This is a genomic window from Brevundimonas sp. FG128 (assembly GCF_057809775.1).
Genome location: NZ_JBMDKP010000002.1, coordinates 223,952 through 241,267 on the forward strand (window position 1 = coordinate 223,952; position 17,316 = coordinate 241,267).

Annotated in this window: 19 protein-coding genes; 7 read left to right on the top strand and 12 right to left on the bottom strand. The window is 67.1% G+C overall.

What is annotated here, in order from left to right; genetic code table 11:
- Window positions 1-19 precede the first annotated feature (19 nt).
- The 5 genes from ACODSC_RS05575 to folK form a co-directional block, all read right to left on the bottom strand.
- Window positions 20-778 carry an LOG family protein gene (locus ACODSC_RS05575; protein WP_488812569.1) on the bottom strand — a complete coding sequence of 253 codons (759 nt, stop codon included), beginning with the start codon at window positions 776-778 and terminating at the stop codon, window positions 20-22.
- Entirely contained in the window at window positions 775-2,934 is a 2,160-nt protein-coding gene (locus ACODSC_RS05580) for a RelA/SpoT family protein (RefSeq protein ID WP_488813446.1), read from the bottom strand. The genes ACODSC_RS05575 and ACODSC_RS05580 overlap by 4 nt, the downstream gene beginning before the upstream one ends.
- Window positions 2,935-3,062: 128 nt before the next feature.
- Entirely contained in the window at window positions 3,063-3,422 is a 360-nt protein-coding gene (rpoZ, locus tag ACODSC_RS05585; protein WP_271166033.1) for a DNA-directed RNA polymerase subunit omega, read from the bottom strand.
- A gap of 84 nt (window positions 3,423-3,506) precedes the next feature.
- Window positions 3,507-3,944, bottom strand: coding sequence for a cupin domain-containing protein (locus ACODSC_RS05590; protein ID WP_488812571.1), 438 nt, complete (start codon window positions 3,942-3,944; stop codon window positions 3,507-3,509).
- Window positions 3,945-3,990: 46 nt separating this feature from the next.
- The gene (folK, locus tag ACODSC_RS05595; RefSeq protein ID WP_488812573.1) at window positions 3,991-4,572 is read right to left on the bottom strand and encodes a 2-amino-4-hydroxy-6-hydroxymethyldihydropteridine diphosphokinase; all 582 of its coding nucleotides are present in this window, start codon (window positions 4,570-4,572) and stop codon (window positions 3,991-3,993) included.
- On the opposite strand from folK, the gene ACODSC_RS05600 reads away from it, so the two are divergent.
- From ACODSC_RS05600 to ACODSC_RS05610, 3 genes are all read left to right on the top strand, one after another.
- The gene (locus ACODSC_RS05600) at window positions 4,571-5,113 is read left to right on the top strand and encodes a LabA-like NYN domain-containing protein (RefSeq protein WP_488812575.1); all 543 of its coding nucleotides are present in this window, start codon (window positions 4,571-4,573) and stop codon (window positions 5,111-5,113) included. The genes folK and ACODSC_RS05600 overlap by 2 nt on opposite strands.
- Entirely contained in the window at window positions 5,110-5,748 is a 639-nt protein-coding gene (locus ACODSC_RS05605) for a uracil-DNA glycosylase (protein ID WP_488812577.1), read from the top strand. The genes ACODSC_RS05600 and ACODSC_RS05605 overlap by 4 nt, the downstream gene beginning before the upstream one ends.
- A 101-nt stretch (window positions 5,749-5,849) precedes the next feature.
- Window positions 5,850-6,035 (top strand): hypothetical protein, encoded by a 186-nt coding sequence (locus ACODSC_RS05610; RefSeq protein ID WP_488812579.1) that lies wholly within the window; start codon window positions 5,850-5,852, stop codon window positions 6,033-6,035.
- A gap of 13 nt (window positions 6,036-6,048) precedes the next feature.
- Here the strand turns inward: ACODSC_RS05610 and smpB are convergent, their stop codons facing one another.
- The gene (gene smpB / locus ACODSC_RS05615; protein WP_395943740.1) at window positions 6,049-6,522 is read right to left on the bottom strand and encodes an SsrA-binding protein SmpB; all 474 of its coding nucleotides are present in this window, start codon (window positions 6,520-6,522) and stop codon (window positions 6,049-6,051) included.
- Window positions 6,522-7,406, bottom strand: coding sequence for a 4-hydroxy-tetrahydrodipicolinate synthase (dapA, locus tag ACODSC_RS05620; RefSeq protein ID WP_488812582.1), 885 nt, complete (start codon window positions 7,404-7,406; stop codon window positions 6,522-6,524). The genes smpB and dapA overlap by 1 nt, the downstream gene beginning before the upstream one ends.
- A gap of 125 nt (window positions 7,407-7,531) precedes the next feature.
- On the opposite strand from dapA, the gene ACODSC_RS05625 reads away from it, so the two are divergent.
- Window positions 7,532-9,592, top strand: coding sequence for a lytic transglycosylase domain-containing protein (locus tag ACODSC_RS05625; RefSeq protein WP_488812584.1), 2,061 nt, complete (start codon window positions 7,532-7,534; stop codon window positions 9,590-9,592).
- Here ACODSC_RS05625 and ACODSC_RS05630 read toward each other — a convergent pair.
- Genes ACODSC_RS05630 through ACODSC_RS05645 form a run of 4 tightly spaced genes read right to left on the bottom strand, consistent with a single transcriptional unit; the run spans window position 9,586 to window position 12,759 of the window.
- Window positions 9,586-10,341 (bottom strand): ABC transporter ATP-binding protein, encoded by a 756-nt coding sequence (locus ACODSC_RS05630; RefSeq protein ID WP_488813447.1) that lies wholly within the window; start codon window positions 10,339-10,341, stop codon window positions 9,586-9,588. The genes ACODSC_RS05625 and ACODSC_RS05630 overlap by 7 nt on opposite strands.
- Window positions 10,341-11,330: a FecCD family ABC transporter permease gene (locus ACODSC_RS05635; protein WP_488812586.1), complete on the bottom strand. Its 990-nt coding sequence runs from the start codon at window positions 11,328-11,330 to the stop codon at window positions 10,341-10,343. The genes ACODSC_RS05630 and ACODSC_RS05635 overlap by 1 nt, the downstream gene beginning before the upstream one ends.
- Entirely contained in the window at window positions 11,327-12,133 is an 807-nt protein-coding gene (locus ACODSC_RS05640) for an ABC transporter substrate-binding protein (protein ID WP_488812588.1), read from the bottom strand. The genes ACODSC_RS05635 and ACODSC_RS05640 overlap by 4 nt, the downstream gene beginning before the upstream one ends.
- Window positions 12,130-12,759 carry a TetR/AcrR family transcriptional regulator gene (locus tag ACODSC_RS05645; protein ID WP_488812590.1) on the bottom strand — a complete coding sequence of 210 codons (630 nt, stop codon included), beginning with the start codon at window positions 12,757-12,759 and terminating at the stop codon, window positions 12,130-12,132. The genes ACODSC_RS05640 and ACODSC_RS05645 overlap by 4 nt, the downstream gene beginning before the upstream one ends.
- A gap of 300 nt (window positions 12,760-13,059) precedes the next feature.
- On the opposite strand from ACODSC_RS05645, the gene ACODSC_RS05650 reads away from it, so the two are divergent.
- The 3 genes from ACODSC_RS05650 to ACODSC_RS05660 are packed head-to-tail and all read left to right on the top strand — an operon-like array spanning window position 13,060 to window position 16,007.
- Window positions 13,060-14,283 (top strand): glycosyltransferase family 2 protein, encoded by a 1,224-nt coding sequence (locus tag ACODSC_RS05650; protein WP_488812592.1) that lies wholly within the window; start codon window positions 13,060-13,062, stop codon window positions 14,281-14,283.
- A gap of 18 nt (window positions 14,284-14,301) precedes the next feature.
- Window positions 14,302-15,213, top strand: a complete 912-nt coding sequence (locus ACODSC_RS05655) for an RsmD family RNA methyltransferase (protein WP_488812594.1) — start codon at window positions 14,302-14,304, stop codon at window positions 15,211-15,213.
- Window positions 15,210-16,007: a TrmH family RNA methyltransferase gene (locus tag ACODSC_RS05660; protein WP_488812596.1), complete on the top strand. Its 798-nt coding sequence runs from the start codon at window positions 15,210-15,212 to the stop codon at window positions 16,005-16,007. The genes ACODSC_RS05655 and ACODSC_RS05660 overlap by 4 nt, the downstream gene beginning before the upstream one ends.
- Here ACODSC_RS05660 and ACODSC_RS05665 read toward each other — a convergent pair.
- Window positions 16,004-17,284: an MFS transporter gene (locus ACODSC_RS05665; RefSeq protein WP_488812598.1), complete on the bottom strand. Its 1,281-nt coding sequence runs from the start codon at window positions 17,282-17,284 to the stop codon at window positions 16,004-16,006. The genes ACODSC_RS05660 and ACODSC_RS05665 overlap by 4 nt on opposite strands.
- Window positions 17,285-17,316: the final 32 nt, after the last annotated feature.

A 17,316-nucleotide genomic window follows, 5' to 3' on the forward strand; every position in this document is an offset into this window, starting at 1 on the left:
TGAACCCTCCGGCGACGCTTCATTCGATGTTTTCGTTCGGCCGCAGCCCACGCGCCAGCAGTTCGGCCCAGACACCCTCGGCGTCCTCGGCGAAACCGATCAGGTCCAGATCCGAGGGTGCGATCATCCCGTGTTCGACCAGGGCGTCGAAACCGATGACCGAGGTCCAATATGCCTTGTCCACCAGAACGACTGGAACAGGAGGCGCCTTGTTCGTCTGGCGCAGGGTCAGCATCTCGAACATCTCATCGAATGTGCCGAACCCCCCGGGGAAGACGACCAGCGCGTTGGCCCGCATCGCCAGGTGCATCTTTCGCATCGCGAAATAGTGGAAGCGGAAAGTCAGCTCCGGCGTCGAAAAGGCGTTCGGCTCCTGCTCGTGCGGCAGGGTGATGTTGAAACCGACGGAAGGGGCGCCGGCGTCTAAGGCGCCGCGATTGGCGGCCTCCATGATGCCCGGTCCGCCGCCGGTGGCGATGACGTTATCGCGGGGCTCGCCCACCGCACCCCGTAGCGCCCCGCCCCGTTCCGAAGCCAGCCGACCGAGGGCGCGCGCTTCTTCGTACCAGCGATGGCCTTCGCGGATGCGCGCGCTGCCGAAGACGACGATGGTGGAGCGCACGCCCCAGGCCCTCAGCGCCTCCTCGGGCTTGGCGTATTCCATCAGGAAGCGGACGCCGCGCATGGAATCGCCCAGCAGGAAGTCCTGATCCATCGCCGCCATGCGATAGGACGCCGACGCCATCTGGGCCGCGTTCGGCTTGACGGTGTCGCTCATTCGCCCCGCGCGCGCTCGACGGAATCAACCGACGGATTGGCCCGTAGCGCGGCCATGATCATCGTCGCGTGCTTGGCGTCCTCGACCTCGACGTCCACGTCCACGTCGAAGAAGTCCTGCTGACGGTGCGCCATCGACAGGTTGATGATGTTGCCCCCAGCCTCGCCGATCAGTGTCGTGACCTGGCCCAACACGCCGGGCGCATTACGGATCGTCGCGCGAATGCGGGCCGCGGCGACGGCGTCGGTCTCGGCCTGGGGCGTCCATTGCAGATCGTGCCAGACGGAGTCGTCGTCGGCGTAATCGGCGAGGGTTTGGCAATCGATGGTATGGACCGTCAGGCCGGATTCAGGCTCCAGAATGCCGACGATCCGGTCGCCTGGAACGGGGGTGCAGCATTGGCCGAAATGCACAGAGACGCCCGGCGTCAGCCCGCCGCCGCGCACGAACAGCCGCGCCTTGTCGCCCTCGATCCGCTGCTTCTCGGGCCCGGCCTTCAGCCGACCCTTCAGCGCGGGGAACAGGATTTCGGCCGCAGTGGTCGGCGACAGACGCCCTCGGCCCAAGCCTTCGAACAGGTCGTCGTCGCTGGCCACCGCCAGCGTCTCCAGCACAGGCTTCAGCGACACGTCGGTCAGGGTCTTTTCCACGCGACCCAGCGTCTGCTCCAGCGCCACGCGGCCCAGTTTGACGAACTCCTCGCGTTCGGAGGTGCGGATATGGCGGCGGATGGCCGAACGCGCGCGGCCCGTCACGGTCAGACTGCGCCAGTCGGCGGGCACCTCGCGCTTCGATCCGCGAATGATCTCGACGACATCGCCGTTCTGAAGCGGCGTCCGCATCGGCTTCAACTCGCCGTTGACCTTGACGCCCACGGCGGTGTCTCCGACCTCGGTGTGGACGGCGTAGGCGAAGTCCAGCGGCATGCCCCCGCGCGGCAAGGTGACCAGCTGGCCCTTCGGGGTGAAGACGAACACCTGGTCCAGGTACATTTCGAGCTTGGCGTGTTCGACCCAGTCCTCGCCGCCCTCGCCGTGTTCGATCACCTGCACGAGGTGACGCAGGTTCTGGAGCGGGTCGCGCCCGCCGCCCTGCTCCATCGCCTCATGGTCGAAACCATAGGAATGGTTCTTGTAGCGCCAGTGCGCCGCCACCCCGTCCTCGGCGACCCGGTCCATCTCCTCGGTGCGGATCTGCATCTCGATGCGCAGACCGCGCGGCCCGACGACCGTGGTGTGCAGCGAGCGATAGTTGTTGGACTTGGGCGTCGAGATGAAATCCTTGAACCGTTCGGGCACCATGGGCCATTCGCGGTGGATCACCCCCAGGGCGCGATAGCAGTCGTCCTCCGCCTCCAGGATGACGCGGAAGCCATAGATGTCCGACAGGGACGAGAAGCCGACCGACTTGCGTTGCAACTTGCGCCAGATCGAATAGGGCGTCTTCTGGCGGCCATAGACCCGCGCCGGAACGCCGGCTTCGGACAACACGCGCTCGACTTCGCCGGCCACGCCCTCAATGGCGCGGCCGTGTTCCAGCTTCAACGCCTCCAGCCGCCGCTCGATGGCGGTCTTGGCGGTGGGGTTCAGATGGGTGAAGGCCAGTTCTTCCAGCTCGGACGCGATCGAGTGAATGCCGATCGACCGGCCCAGCGGGGCGTAGACTTCCAGGGTCTCGCGGCTGATCCGCTCGCGCTTCTCCGGCTTCACATACTGAAGCGTGCGCATGTTGTGCAGACGGTCGGCCAGCTTGACCAGCAGCACCCGTACGTCCCGGCTGATGGCCAAGATGAATTTGCGAAGGTTCTCGGCCTGGCGCGTGTGCTCGGCCTGGAGCTCCAGCCGGCTCAGCTTGGTCACGCCTTCGACCAGGACCGCGACCTCCTCGCCGAACATACCCGCAATGTCGTCGCGGGTCGCCGAGGTGTCCTCGACCACGTCGTGCAGCAGGGCTGTGACGATGGTGGCGGTGTCGAGCTTGTAGTCGGTCAGGATGCCCGCGACCTGGATCGGGTGGGCGAAATAGGGATCGCCCGAGGCCCGCAGCTGCGAGCCATGCATCTTCATCGCATAGACATATGCGCGGTTCAGCAGCGCTTCGTCGGCGGTGGGGTCATAGGCCTTGACGGCCTCGATCAGTTCGAACTGACGCAAGATGGGCGCGCGTCTGCGCGCCGGGGCCTCGTCGGCGGGGGTCGGTTCGTTTTGGTTTGCAGTTTGGGGCGCCGGCGGAACCGTCTCGGTCCGCGCCGGCAGGATAGTGACGCCAGGGGCTGCCTCGGGCGTCAGTACCGCTCCTCCTGACCGCCGTCGCGGTCGCTTTGCAGCGCACGAATCAACTCGGCCTCGGCCATGTTCATGTGCTGCGGTTCAGCCAGCAGGGCGACCGTTTCGGCCTCGTCCTCGGCTTCGGTGCGCTCATCGACGCGTTGTAGCGTGGTGATGATGGTCTCGCGCAGTTCGTCCGGCACGACGGTGTCGTCGGCGATCTCGCGCAGGGCGACGACGGGGTTCTTGTCGTTGTCGCGGTCGATCGTCAGGGCGGCGCCGTTGGCGATGCTGCGGGCGCGGTGACCGGCCAGCAGAACCAGACCAAAGCGGTTCGGTACCTTCTCGATGCAGTCTTCGACGGTGACGCGGGCCATGAAATTCCTCGAACGCGGGGGAGAACCGCGTCAAATACAGATGGGGACTGACTTTTGCAACGCCACAGGGGCGAAAGTGCGGCGTCAATCGGTGCGACGCGCCAAAGGATAGGCGATAATCAGCACCAGATCCTCGGCACCGACCTGCCGGATGCCGACATCGCCGCCGTCATAAAGATAGGCCGTATCCCCCGCCTTCACCCGGGTCGTCACGCCATCGGAGGTCACGTCCCCCTCCCCGCTGACGACATGATAGACCTCGTCATGGGCGATGATATGCAGGCCGATGGACGATCCGGGATGCATGACCCGCTTTCGGAACTCCATCGACCGGTTCGGCGCGACGTCGGAGATTCGGTAGGCCGTGCTCATGCCGGTTCCATTATGCGGCGGCGGCTGTCGCACCATCGTGTCCGCCTCATGGACCACCAGCCCTACGCCAGCGGGCGGCGAGGCCGGCGCGGGATGGGATTTCTGCGGAAAGCCGCTCAGGAGGGCGGCGGTCAAAGCGAGGATCAGCATGAGATGTCTCCCGGTGTCAGCGGGAGATCAACTCACGAACCGCTCGTCACGGCAAGGGATGGGTGTCGCGACCAACCATCGCGGCGTCGGCCAGGATCGCCGCGGCCCCGCCATCGGTTGGATGCGTCCATTCCGCCGCGATCTCCGCGATCGGCCCCATCACGAACTTCCGCTCGGCGGCGCGGGGATGGGGCAGAATCAGTCCATCCAGATCACCGCTCAACCGCCCATAGGCGATAAGGTCCAGATCCAGCGTGCGCGGCGCATTGCGGGCCGAACGCTGGCGGCCGAAGGCGTCCTCGATCCGTCCCAGGGCGGCCATCAGCGCATGAGGATCGTGGGCGGTGCGAACCACGACGACTCCATTGAGAAACGGGGGGTCTTCCGGATCGGGCCAGGCCAGGGACGACCACCAGGACGACCGCGCCACGATATCAACCCCTTCGCTACGAAACCGCGCCAGCGCCGCCTCCAGCGCCTCGCGGCAAGAGGACCAGGCCCCCTTGTCATTGCAGCCCAGCGCCACGATGACTGCGGCGTCCAGATCCAGCGTCTCGTCGATTCCCATATCGACGCGGGCGTCAGGGGGGACGCCATATTCTTCATCCCTTTCGACGGCATCGACCATGTTTCATTCCACCGATCGGCTGGCGATCTTCATCGACGGCTCCAATCTCTATTCCGCCGCCCGCGCGCTTCAGCACGACATGGACTTCCGGCGGATGCTGGACTGGTTCCGCGAGAAATCCATCCTGACGCGGGCCTATTATTACACGGCCGTGGTCGAGGGCGAAGAGTTCTCGCCGGTGAAGCCTCTGGTGGACTGGCTGGACTACAACGGCTTTTCGGTCGTGACCAAGCCGGTGAAGCGGTTCACCGACGGTCAGGGCCACAGCCGGATCAAGGGCAATATGGACATCGAGATCGCGGTGGACATGCTGGAGCTGGCGCCACACCTGGATCACGCCGTGCTGTTTTCCGGCGACGGGGACTTCCGGCGTCTGGTGCAGGCGGTGCAGGCGCAGGGCGTGCGGGTGACCGTCATCTCGACCCAGAAGACCCAACCGCCCCATATCGCCGACGAACTGCGACGCCAGGCCGATGTCTTCCTGGACCTTGGCGACCTGATGGCCGAGTTCGGTCGTCCCAAGACCGGAGCGGCCCAATGAGCCTGACGCCCGAGCCACCCCGCGACTGCCCGCTCTGCCCGCGACTGGTCGAGTATCGTCGCGAGAATGCGCGCCAGAATCCGGATTGGTGGAACGGCCCCGCCCCGTCCTTCGGCGATCCGAACGCGCGCTTGCTGGTCGCCGGCTTGGCGCCCGGCCGCACGGGGGCCAATCGAACGGGTCGGCCTTTCACCGGGGACCATGCCGGCCTTCTGCTCTACGATACGCTGAAGAAGGCCGGGTTCGCGCACGGCCGCTACGACCCGAACGGCGACGACGACCTGACGCTGATCGACTGCATGATCACCAACGCCGTCCGCTGCGCGCCGCCCGGCAACAAGCCGCTGCCGATCGAGGAAACCACCTGCAGGCCCTTCCTGATCGACCGGCTGAAGCTGCTGCCGAGGCTGAAGGTGATCGTGACCCTTGGCGACGTATCGCGCCGCAACATCTTGAAGGCGTTCGGTCGCCCCGCCTCCGCCATGCCGGCCGGGCACGGCGCCGAGGGCGAGGCCGGGGGCTATATCATCCTGAACAGCTATCACTGCTCGCGGCTGAACACGAACACGGGCCGTTTGACGCCCGATATGTTCGAGGCGGTCTTCGCCCGCGCGCGCGCTCTGATCGATGGATGAGCCATCCCACTGTGGCGGCTGCGCTACTAAGCGGCTGTTCCTGAATTGAGGCGGAACGGAGGCGTTTACGTCGCGTTGGGTCTCTGCAGGGAGGCAGGACGATGCGACGGACGAACGGGATCTTCACTCAGGGCGAGCGCAGGATAGCCGTGCTGGCGGTGGTCGTTGTGGTGGCGATCACCATTATCGGCCTGATGACGGGCGGCCTGTTCAGCCCATCGCTGGGATCGTCCGGCGCCGGATTCGCCGATCTGCCGGGCGTCATGGACGCAAGACCCTTGGCCTAGGCGAGCGTTCGCTTCAGCCCTTGTCGCGCATCAGCCGGGCCTTGTCGCGCTGCCAGTCGCGTTCCGCCGAGGCTTCGCGCTTGTCGTGCAGCTTCTTGCCTTTCGCTAGGGCGATTTCCAGCTTCGCCTTGCCTGCGTCGTTCAGGTAAAGCTTCAGCGGAATGATGGTCTGGCCGTCGCGCTGGACGGCCCCGATCAGCCGGTCGATCTGCTTTCTGTGCAGCAGCAGTTTCCGAGGCCGGCGCGGCTCGTGGTTAAAGCGATTGGCCTGTTTGTAGGGCGGGATGTCGGCGTTGATCAGCACGATCTCGCGCCCTTCGACCGCCGCATAGCTTTCGGCGATATTGGCCCGGCCGTCGCGCAAGGCCTTGATCTCGGTGCCCAGCAGTTGGATGCCGGCCTCGAGATTGTCTTCTAGGAAATAGTCGAACCGCGCACGCCGGTTCTCGGCGATCACCTTGGACTTCGACTGGGGTTGCGGCGCCATCAGGCGACGCCCGCTTCCGTCATGGCGCGGTCGATGATCGGCTTGACCGCGTCCGAGGTCGGCGAAAGCGGCAGCCGCGCCTCCTCGTTGCACAGACCCAACCTGGCCAGAGCGTATTTCGTCGGCGCCGGAGAGTTGTCGAGGAACAGCGCCTTGCAAAGGCCGATCAATCTACCCTGCCACTCGCGGGCCGTGGCGTAGTCGCCGGCCGTCATCGCATTGTGCAGGGCCACCATGGCCTCGGGCGCGACATTGGACGCCACAGAGATCAGACCGACCCCGCCGTGGGCGTGATAGCCAAGATAGCTGGGGTCGTCGCCCGAGATCAGGTCGAACTGTCCGCCGATGTTGGCCCGCATCCAGCTGACGCGGCTCATGTCGCCGGTCGCGTCCTTGATGCCGACGATGTTCGGATGGGCCGCCAGGCGCGCCACCGTGTCGTTGGCCAGATCGGCCCCGGTTCGCCCTGGCACATTGTAGAGCAGGATCGGCAGTTGGACTGCGTCGGCGACGGCCTCGAAATGCGCCGCCATGCCCGCCTGTGACGGCCGGATATAATAGGGGGTGACGATCAGCGCCCCGTCCGCCCCCACCGTCTTGGCGTGGCGGGTTAGGTCGATGGCTTCCTTGGTATAGGGCGACCCGGTTCCGGCGATGACGCTGACGCGCCCCGCCGCCAGCCGCACGCAAAGTTCGATCACATGCTTGTGCTCGTCCAGATCCATGCTGGCGCCCTCGCCGGTCGTGCCCATAGGCACGACGCCGTGCACCCCTGCGGCGATCTGGCGCTCCAGCAGTTTGACGAAAGCGGCTTCGTCCACGTTTCCGTCACGAAGTGGTGTGATCAGGGCGGTGATCACGCCCTTGAACAAGGGGGCGGTCATGGGACTAACTTGGCCTGCGTGGGAAGGGACGACGGACGAAATGTTCATCGACTTTTCAATGAGCGCGGGACGTTAGGTCGCCAGCGGCTTCGCCGCAACCGGATTGAATGGGAACAGGACAGATCATGATAGCGACCAGTCTGGCGGCGGCCCTCGCCGTCCTTGCGCCGAATCCGCAGGATGTCCTGCCCGGCCAGCCTGTTCCCTATGCCTCTTCGTCTTCGTCCGTGCCCGGCTATTCCGCCACCTATCAGGGCCGGGTGCTCAGCGATCAGGATACGGCGCTGTTTCGTCAGGGGCTGGCCGCCGCCCGCGCGCGCGACGTCTTCGGCGCGCAATCGGCCATGTCCCAGATTCAGAACGCCTCCGCACGGAAGCTGGTGGAATGGGCGCTGATCGACACGTCAGGCGAACAGTTGTCCTATTCGGACCTCGCCCGCGCCCAGACAGACTTGGCCGGCTGGCCTCGCGGCGAATCACGCCGCGCCGCCGCCGAGACGGTGTTGGACCGTTCCGGCATGGGTGCGGACGCCGCGCTCGCCCTGATGTCCGACGGCAAGCCGACGATGGTGGAAGGCGCCATCGCCTACGCCTCGGCCCTCGAACAACGAGGACGTCAGGACGAGGCCCGGGCCCTGGTGCGCGATTGGTGGCGCACCCGTTCGTTCGACGACGCGCCCCAGTCGCGCATTCTCGGCCAATGGGGCGGCTGGCTGACCCCGGCGGATCACGAGGCGCGCCTGAACATGCTGCTGCTCGGCCCGCACGGCCCCGCGACCCGCAGCATGGTCAATCTGGTCTCGCCGGATCGCGCCGCCGTCGCAAATGCGGTCATGAACCTGCGGTCAGCATACAGCCCTGACGCCGTCGTGGCCGGTCTGACGCCTGCGCAGGCCGCCGATCCCGCCGTGGCGCTGGAACGGGTCCGCATCCTGCGCTCGCAAAACCGCCAGTCCGAAGGCTTCGCCCTTCTGGCCAATCTTCCGCCCGCGCCGGGCCACACGACCGGCGACAACACCCTGTGGAGCGAGCGCCGCAACTATTACCTCGACGCTCTCCAGCAAGGAAACTGGCGCGCCGCCTATGACGCCATGAACGGCCACGGCTTCACCTCGGGCGACCGGATGGTGGACGCGGAGTTCTTCGCCGGCTGGGTGGCCCTGACCAAGTTGAACCAGCCCGAGGTCGCCGCCCGCCATTTCGAGGCTCTGCGCAGCGCCTCCTCGACGCCGATCACCCAAGGCCGCGCCTTCTACTGGCTGGGCCGGGCCGCCGAGGCGCGGGGCGAGCGCGACGCCGCCCTCGCCTACTATCGCAACGGCGCCCAGCACTGGCAGACCTTCTACGGCCAGTTGGCGGCCGAAAAGGCGGGCATGACCACGCTTCAGCTGCCGGGCGAACCCGTCCCGTCACAGTCGGACATCGCCCGCTTCGAAAGCAACGAGGTCGTCCGGGCCTCGCGCATCCTTGGCGAGACCGGCGAGACCAGCCTGCTGCGCGTCTTCGCCTACCAGCTCGACAACGACCTGCCGACGATCAACGATTTGGCCCTGCTGATGGATCTGACCCGCAGCTATGGCGAAGGCTTCACCGCCATGATGGTCGGCCGCGCCGCCAGCCAGCGCGGCTTCGTCCTGCCCGAGCGGATGTATCCGGTCCGCGTCCCACCCCAGGTCGGCGGCGCGGCCCCGCTGGAGTTCACCCAGGCCATCACCCGCCAGGAATCCAGCTTTGACCCGCGCGCGCGCTCCGGCGCCGATGCCCGCGGCATGATGCAGTTCCTGCCCGCCACCGCGTCGAGCGTCGCCCGCCGCCTGGGCATGGGGTTCTCGGCCGAACAGCTCTGGGATCCCGACTACAACATGACGCTGGGCAGCTATCACCTGGGCGAGCTGATGGCGGCCAACAACGGCTCCATGCTGCTGGCGACGGTCGGCTACAATGCCGGTCCGGCGCGTCCGAACCAGTGGATCGCCCGCTGTGGCGACCCGCGCGGCGACTCCAATGCGGCGATCGACTTCATCGAATGCGCGCCCTTCACCGAGACGCGCAACTATATGATGCGGGTGATGGAGAATATGGCGGTCTACAAGGCGCGTCTGAACGGCGGCACCGCGCCGCTGACGACCTCGGCCGACATCGCGCGCGGCGCGGCCGCCGGTCCCCGTCCCTACGTCGCCTACTGAGCCCGGCGGGCCGCCAGAAGCGGCCCGTCCGGTCCCTCGATCCACTGACCGTCCAGGCCGAACACGCTCCGGAGCACGTCCGGTTCCAGAGCCTGCATAGGCGGAGCGTGCGCCACGACCTGTCCTTGATCCAGCACCACGACCCGATCGGCGACCGCAGCCGCCAGCGTCAGATCGTGCAGGCTGACCAGCACCCCAGCCCCTCTATCAGCCCGCGCCCTCAGCAGTTCCAGAACCAGCCGCTGCGCATCCGGATCGAGCCCCGCAATCGGCTCATCGGCCAGCAGCAGCGGCGCATCGACCACCAGGGCTCTGGCCAGCAGCACACGCGCCCTCTCTCCCCCCGACATTTCGGCAACGCCTCGTTCCGCCAGATGAGCGATGCCGACCTCCGCAAGGGCGGCATGGGCCCGCGTAAGGGCGTCGGGGCCCGATAGGAAGGGCGCGCCCAAAGCCGCCACCTCGACCGCCGGCAAGTTCCAGGCGATCCGGCGCTCCTGCGGCAGATAGGCGACGCGTCTGGCGCGTTCTCGCGGCGAGAGCGTCCTGACATCGTCGCCGTTCAGGCGAGCGACACCACCATCCAGGTCAAGCAGACCTGCGAACGCCTTGATCAAACTCGATTTTCCCGCGCCGTTGGGGCCGACCAACGCGACAAGCTGGCCGTACTCGACCTGTACATCCGCGCCGTCCAGCACCTTGCGGCCGCCCAGGCTCGCATCGGCGTCCCACATCGTCAGAGGCGCGATCAAAGCCGCCACTCCCGCGCGGCGCGCCAGGCGATCAAGGCAAACAACGGCGCGCCGATCAGGGCCGTGAACACGCCCAGCTTCAGCTCCTGATCCGTCGGCGTCAGTCGCGCCAGCAGGTCCGCGACGACCAGCATCAGTCCGCCCGCCAGCGCCGAGGGCGCCAAGATCCGTTTCGCATCGCCCCGCACCGCCGCCCGAACGAGATGCGGCGCCGCCAGGCCCACGAAGCCGATCACCCCCGCGACCGCAACGGCAGCCCCTGTCGCCACCGCCGCCGCGATCAGGGCGAAGGCGCGTAACCGACCCATGCTCAGACCCGAGGCCGCCGCGCCCTCATCCCCAAGGGTCATCATGCGCAGGCCCGCCCCCGACAGGCTGGCGAAGACGCCCGCAACGATCACGGCCGGCGTCACCCAGGCGACATCGACCCAGCTTCGGTTCTGCACGGAACCGAGCAGCCAGGACATCACCTCGGCCTGCGCGATCGGCGATGGCGACAGGTTGAAGATCAGGGCGGTGGCCGCGCCCGCGAAGCTGGACAAGGCCACGCCGAACAGGATCAAGGCTTCGGGCGCGCGGACGGCGCTGGACGCCGCGATCAGCAGGCCGCCCGCCAGGGCCGCACCCGCGAGGGCCGAAACCTCGACCAGCCCCGGAACGGCGGCCGCGCCCAGAACGATCGCCATTGCCGCGCCCAGGGCCGCCGTCGCTGACACGCCCAGCACGCCTGGATCCGCCAGCGGATTACGCAGCAGACCCTGCATGACCGCCCCGGCCAATCCCAGCGCCGCCCCGACCATCAAAGCGCAGACCGCGCGCGGCGCCCTGACCTGCCACAGGACTTCCGCCGGGCCGGACGTAGGATCGCCGAAGGCCGCCGCGTATTGGGCGCCGTCGAAGGCCGTCTCGCCCGCCAAGATCGCCAACGCCAGAGCCGCTGCGATGAGCAGGCTCAGGATCACGCACAGCCGCACGGTCCGCGTCACGGGCGCCCCTCCGCCATCATGTCGACGCCGTCGGCCGCGAACCAGGCAGGACAGGTCAGAACCGCCGCAGGCAACCGCGCCGCCGTCCGCCCCTCAGCCGCATGTCGCACCACCGGGTGTCGTCCTGGGCCGCGAAGGTCAGCACGGAGTTGATCGAAGAAGCCCAGCACGAAGCGGATCGGCGGCGTCATGGCGATCCGCTCGACGCTGACAGCGCCGAACCCCGGCGCGGAGGTCAGATTACGGAAGCCCGCCGCCTTCATCATGGCGTCCATCAGCGTGCCGGGTCCGGCCGTGAAGCCTCCTGACGTCAGATAGACCGCGCCGGGGCGGAGTTCCGCCGGATGCGTCGGCGTGGCGCGCTCCAGCTTGGCATCCATTCGTTGTTCCATGAGGCGACCACGCTCGACCTGTCCCAGATCACGGGCTGTCGCGCGTATATTCTGTCGCACGCCCTCCAGATCGACGGCGTCGCTGATCGTCACCACCTTGACGCCGCGCTGCTGCAGCGCCTTCAGCAGGCGGGGCTCGCCGCCCCAGTAGCGCACCACCACATCCGGCCTGAACCCGACCGCCGCCTCCAGCGTGGGCCGCAACCGCCTATGGCCCATCGCCTCGCTCCGCAGCCAGGCGTCAGGGTCGTCGGCGCGCGGCGATAGCGCCAGTTCGGCCTTGGGCGCCAGCGCGAGTACATATTGATCCGCACACTGATCGAGCGCCATCACACGCAGCGGCCTCGCCTGGGCAGAGGTGACCGCGCTGATGCTGGCCAAGACCACCAGCGCGGCGAAGACACGTCTCACGGTCTCGGCAATCCGGCGAACAGGGCGTCCAGCGTGGTGTCCACCAAGGCCTGACGATCCGCCCACGGAAAATAAGGCTTGGTGATCATCAGCGAGACGACGCCGTGCGCCGTGGCCCAGATGGCCTGGGCGATCAGGGCCGGATCGCCCTTCAGACTGCCGTTCGCCACCGCGTCCGCGACCGTGGCCTCCAGCGTCGTGAAAAGGCCCGCCCCCAGTTCGCGCGCCATGTCCTGAGCGCCCTCGCGCGCCTCGACCGGGCGGGTCAGATAGATCAGGCGATAGGCGTTGGGATGGGCGAAGCCGAACGCGACATAGCCATCCATCATCCGCCGCAACCGCACCACAGGCGGCGCATCGTCGTCCGCCACGGCCGCGTTGGACGCAATCAGCCGCCCGAAGGCGTCGCGGCAGATCTGCTGCAGGATCGCGCCCTTGTCGGCGAAATGCATATAGAGCGCCGTTGACGACAGGCCGACCTCGTCGGCGATCTTGCGAATGGTCGCGCCTTCATAGCCATGCTCGACGAAGATGCGTTCAGCGGCGGACAGGATTTCGCCGCGCCGCGAATGGCCTTCGCCCTTGGGCTTACGGTTCGTGCGCGAAGAGGTCGAAACGTCTGGCAAGCGGCGACTCCGGTTGAAGCGCCCTGAATAGCGACAATCCCTCTGGGGCGCCAATCGCCTTGCCGAACACGGTTGTTTCCAATATCGATTACAGATTGCGAGGTTCCGGGGGCGGGGCGGCGAATGGACGGCTGGGGGCATCAGGAGATCATCCCGCGCAGCAGCGGCGCCATTCGACGTGCGCCCAGCAGCTCGCAAATCGCGATGCTTGCAGTGTTGATCACCGGGACTGGCTTCGCTCTGGTTCGATGGCCTCAGCCGACTTTTCTGACCTGCCTGCTGGTGCTTCAAGGCGCGTTCGTGGTTTCGGCGCTCTGGAAGACCGTCATCGCCATCGCCAGCCTGAGACGCCCGGCGCCGGTTCCTCGCCCGATCGAATGGCCGCGCTACACCATCCTGGCGGCCCTGCATGACGAGGCGGCGGTGACGCCGCAACTGATCGCCAACCTGTCCCGCATCGACTATCCTGCTCATCGGCTGGAAGGGTTCATCGTGTTGGAGGCGCACGATCACGAGACCCTCGAAGCCGCCGAGGCGACGCCGACGCCGCCATGGCTAAAGATCCTCGTCGTGCCGCCCGGTTGGCCCCTGACCAAGCCGCGCGCCTTGAACCATGCCTTGGCTCACGCCCGAGGCGATCTTGTCACCATCTATGACGCAGAGGACGAGCCCGATCCGCAACAGTTGCGACAGGCGGCCGCGCGGTTCGTCGCCCAGCCCAGACTGGGGTGTCTGCAGGCGCCGCTGCGCATTCGACCGTCGGGCCGCAGCGGGTCGCGTTTTCTGGATCGGCAATTCGCCTTCGAATACGCCGCCCTGTTCGAGGTGACCCTGCCTGGCATGGCGCGGCTGGGCCTGCCCTTTCCTTTGGGGGGCACCAGCAACCACATCCGCATGCGCGCCCTGCGCTCGGCCGGCGGCTGGGACGCGCACAATGTGACCGAGGACGCCGACCTGGGCTTTCGCCTGTGGTCGCTGGGCTGGAAGCTGGACGTCATCCACTGCCCAACCTGGGAGACGCCGCCGGGCGGGCTGGACCGCTGGCTTCCCCAGAGGACCCGGTGGCTGAAGGGTTATATGCAGACCTGGGGTGTCCATACGCGCCGCCCGAGCAGGCTGGGACGGCGAGGCCTGCTATCGCTGGTCATGACGTTGGGGGCGGGCATCATCGCCGCCGCCGCCCACGCCCCTACCCTGGCCTGGCTCGCCTCGGCCCTGTTGGTCGGCCTCCACGCCGGCGTCGCGCCGGAGACGCCAGTGGGTTCGCTGAGTGTGCTCGCTCTGGGCGTCATCGCTGCGTGGATGGGCTGCGCGGTTGGGGCGCGGAGAGCGGGCCTGAAATATCGACTGAGCGACATGCTCGCCGCGCCAGCCTATTGGTCCCTGCTCAGCCTGGCCTTCGTCCATGCCGCCTGTCGGCTGGTGACCGAGCCCTATGTCTGGGACAAGACCCCTCATGATGGCGATGGTCAGGCGACAGATATGACCGTCGTGGCGCTGGAGTCTGGACGCGAGGCGGCCTGAGCGCCTATCAGCCCGACGATGGCGCCTGTCCTTTCAAAAACTCCCGAAACGCTCGTGACGTCCGGCTGGTCCGACTACGCCCTGCTGGATTCCGGCGACGGCAAGAAACTGGAACGCTACGGTCGCTACACCGTGGTCCGGCCCGAGCCGCAATGTTTCTGGTCGCCGCGCGATCCCGCGGCCTTCGAAAGCGCCACGGCGACCTTCGACCCCCAGCAGGAGGAGGAAGATTCCGGCCGCTGGAAGTTCGACCGCCACGGCCCCGTCGACGCCTTCCCCCTGAAATGGCGCGACGTAAAGTTCACCGGCCGCTTTACCCCCTTCCGCCACCTGGCCTTCTTCCCCGAACAGGCCGCCAACTGGGAATGGCTGGACAACCGCGTGCGCGCCTTCTCGAAGACAGCCGGGCGCGCACCGAAGATCCTGAACCTCTTCGGCTACACCGGCGTCGCCAGCCTGGCCGCCGCCGCGGCGGGCGCCGAGGTCACCCACGTCGATGCGTCGAAAAAGTCGGTCGCCTACGCCCGCGAGAACGCCGAACACTCGGGCCTTGCCCAGCATCCGATCCGCTGGATCGTCGAGGACGCTCGCAAATACGTCGCTCGCGAGGTTCGACGCGGCTCGAAATACGACGGCATCATCCTGGACCCGCCCAAATACGGTCGCGGCCCGACCGGCGAAGTCTGGCGCCTGTTCGAGGACATGCCGGCCCTGTTGAAGGATTGCGCCACCCTTTTGGCCGACGACGCCGACTTCCTTTTGCTGAACGCCTATGCAGCGCGCGTGTCGGGCCTGTCCCTGGCGCATCTGATGGTCGAGGCGACCCATGACCGGGGCGGCCGGATCGACTGGGGCGAACTGGCCCTGTCCGAAGACGGCGCGGACGCCCGCGCCATCGGCCTGTCCTTCTTCGCGCGGTGGAGCAAATGACGGAACGCGTCATCACCTCCCTGACCAACGACACGGTCAAGGCGGTTCGCGCCCTGCACATGCGCAAGGAACGCGACCAGACCGGGACCTTCCTGGCTGAGGGTCTGAAGTTCATCGGCGAGGCGCTCGACCAAGCTCGTGCGCCCAGGATGCTGCTGGTCGGCGAGGACGCCCGCCCCCATCCGCTGCTGGACCGCGCCAGGGCCGCAACGATCAAAGCTGGCGGCGACATCGTCGTCGTCACCCACGCCATCCTCGAAAAGATCAGCCGTCGCGACAATCCCCAGACCGTGCTGGGCGTGTTCGAACAGGCCTATGCCCCTCTGGACAGCCTGGACGCGGCCTCCGCCCCCTGCTGGGTCGCTCTGGAGCAGGTGCGCGATCCCGGCAATCTGGGTACCATCATCCGCACCGCCGACGCAGCGGGCTGCGGCGGCGTCATCCTGATCGGCGACTGCGTCGATCCCTATTCGGTCGAGGCCGTGCGCGCGACCATGGGCTCGGTCTTCGCCGTGTCGATCACCAGGACCACGCCCGAGGACTTCCTGGCCTGGCGCAAGACCTGGCCGGGCAGCATCGTCGGCACCCGACTGGACGCGACGGTCAGCCACCGCTCGGCGGTGATGCGCAAGCCGTCGCTGATCCTGATGGGCAATGAACAGGCCGGCCTGACCGACCAACTGGCCGCCGCCTGCGACGTCAACGTCAAGATCCCGATGCGTGGCCGGGCCGACAGCCTGAACCTGGCCATCGCCACGGGCATCATGGTCTATGCCGCGACCGACGAGGCCTAACGCTTCTCTTCCGGCGCCACTCGCCCCATGCCCCACAGGGCGACGATGGTGACCAGGGCTGAAATCACCAGATAGCCGCCCACGGCCCCCGGCCCGAACCGCTCCGCCAGCTTCAGCGCGATATAGGGCGCCAGCGACGCTCCCAGGATGCCCGCCAGGTTGAACGCCATCGACGCGCCGGTGTAGCGCACCGCCGTCGGGAAAGGCCGGGCCATGGCCGCGCCGATGGGACCATAGGTGCAGCCCATCAGGGCGAACCCCAGCGCAAAGAAGACCAGCAGCCCGGTCAGACCGCCCCCGAATAGCGGCGCGAACAGGAAGCCGAACAGCCCGATCCCCACCGACGACCAGATCAGCACCTTCACCTGCCCGTATCGGTCCGCCAGCAACGCCGTCACCGGAATGCAGGCGGCGAAGAACAGCACGCCGATCAACTGGATCGGCAGGACATCCGCCCGCGCCAATCCCATCCCCGTCGTCGCCCACCCCAGGGCGAACACCGTCATCAGATAGAACAGGGTGAAGGTCGTCACCCCGCTGAACGTGCCCAGCACCAGCGCCGCCTTGTGATGGGCGAACAGGGTCACGGCCGGCGCCTTGACCCTCTCGTCGCGATCCACAGCCTTCTGGAACTCGGGCGTTTCGCTGATCTTCAGCCGCACCCACAGGCCGACGAACACCAGGATGGCGCTGGCCAGGAACGGAATGCGCCAGCCCCAGCCCTCGAAAGCACTCTCGCTCATGGTCGAGGTCAGGATGATGAAGGATGTCGTCGACAGGATGAAGCCGATGGGGGCGCCCAGTTGCGGGAACATGCCGAACCAGGCCTTCTTTCCCGGCGGCGCATTCTCGGTCGCCAGCAGCACCGCCCCGCCCCACTCGCCGCCCAGACCCAACCCCTGACCGAACCGGCAAAGGGCCAGCAGCAGCGGCGCCAGCAGGCCGACCTGCTGGTGCGTGGGCAACAGGCCGATGGCCACGGTCGACAGCCCCATGGTCATCAGGGCCGCGACCAGCGTCGCCTTGCGCCCCACCCGATCCCCGAAATGCCCGAACGCCAGGGCGCCGATGGGCCGGGCAAAGAAGGCGATGGAGAAGGTGGCGAACGACGACAGCAGCGCCGTGCCCGGATCTTCGCCGGGGAAGAACAAGGTCGGAAACACCAGCACGGCGGCCGTGGCGTAGATGTAGAAGTCGAAGAACTCGATCGTCGTGCCGATCAGGCTGGCGAACAGCACGCGACCGGTGGAGTTCTTCGGCAGGACGGCGTCGGACATCATGGGCTCCAAGTTGCCCTCAGCGATGCCCG

What these genes read in the sequence shown, in the direction of transcription:
- ACODSC_RS05575 (WP_488812569.1), bottom strand. Translation starts at nt 778, where the DNA reads ATGAGCGACACCGTCAAGCCGAACGCGGCCCAGATGGCGTCGGCGTCC.
- rpoZ (WP_271166033.1), bottom strand. Translation starts at nt 3,422, where the DNA reads ATGGCCCGCGTCACCGTCGAAGACTGCATCGAGAAGGTACCGAACCGC.
- ACODSC_RS05590 (WP_488812571.1), bottom strand. Translation starts at nt 3,944, where the DNA reads ATGCTGATCCTCGCTTTGACCGCCGCCCTCCTGAGCGGCTTTCCGCAG.
- ACODSC_RS05600 (WP_488812575.1), top strand. Translation starts at nt 4,571, where the DNA reads ATGTTTCATTCCACCGATCGGCTGGCGATCTTCATCGACGGCTCCAAT.
- folK (WP_488812573.1), bottom strand. Translation starts at nt 4,572, where the DNA reads ATGGTCGATGCCGTCGAAAGGGATGAAGAATATGGCGTCCCCCCTGAC.
- ACODSC_RS05605 (WP_488812577.1), top strand. Translation starts at nt 5,110, where the DNA reads ATGAGCCTGACGCCCGAGCCACCCCGCGACTGCCCGCTCTGCCCGCGA.
- ACODSC_RS05610 (WP_488812579.1), top strand. Translation starts at nt 5,850, where the DNA reads ATGCGACGGACGAACGGGATCTTCACTCAGGGCGAGCGCAGGATAGCC.
- smpB (WP_395943740.1), bottom strand. Translation starts at nt 6,522, where the DNA reads ATGGCGCCGCAACCCCAGTCGAAGTCCAAGGTGATCGCCGAGAACCGG.
- dapA (WP_488812582.1), bottom strand. Translation starts at nt 7,406, where the DNA reads ATGACCGCCCCCTTGTTCAAGGGCGTGATCACCGCCCTGATCACACCA.
- ACODSC_RS05625 (WP_488812584.1), top strand. Translation starts at nt 7,532, where the DNA reads ATGATAGCGACCAGTCTGGCGGCGGCCCTCGCCGTCCTTGCGCCGAAT.
- ACODSC_RS05655 (WP_488812594.1), top strand. Translation starts at nt 14,302, where the DNA reads ATGGCGCCTGTCCTTTCAAAAACTCCCGAAACGCTCGTGACGTCCGGC.
- ACODSC_RS05660 (WP_488812596.1), top strand. Translation starts at nt 15,210, where the DNA reads ATGACGGAACGCGTCATCACCTCCCTGACCAACGACACGGTCAAGGCG.
- ACODSC_RS05665 (WP_488812598.1), bottom strand. Translation starts at nt 17,284, where the DNA reads ATGTCCGACGCCGTCCTGCCGAAGAACTCCACCGGTCGCGTGCTGTTC.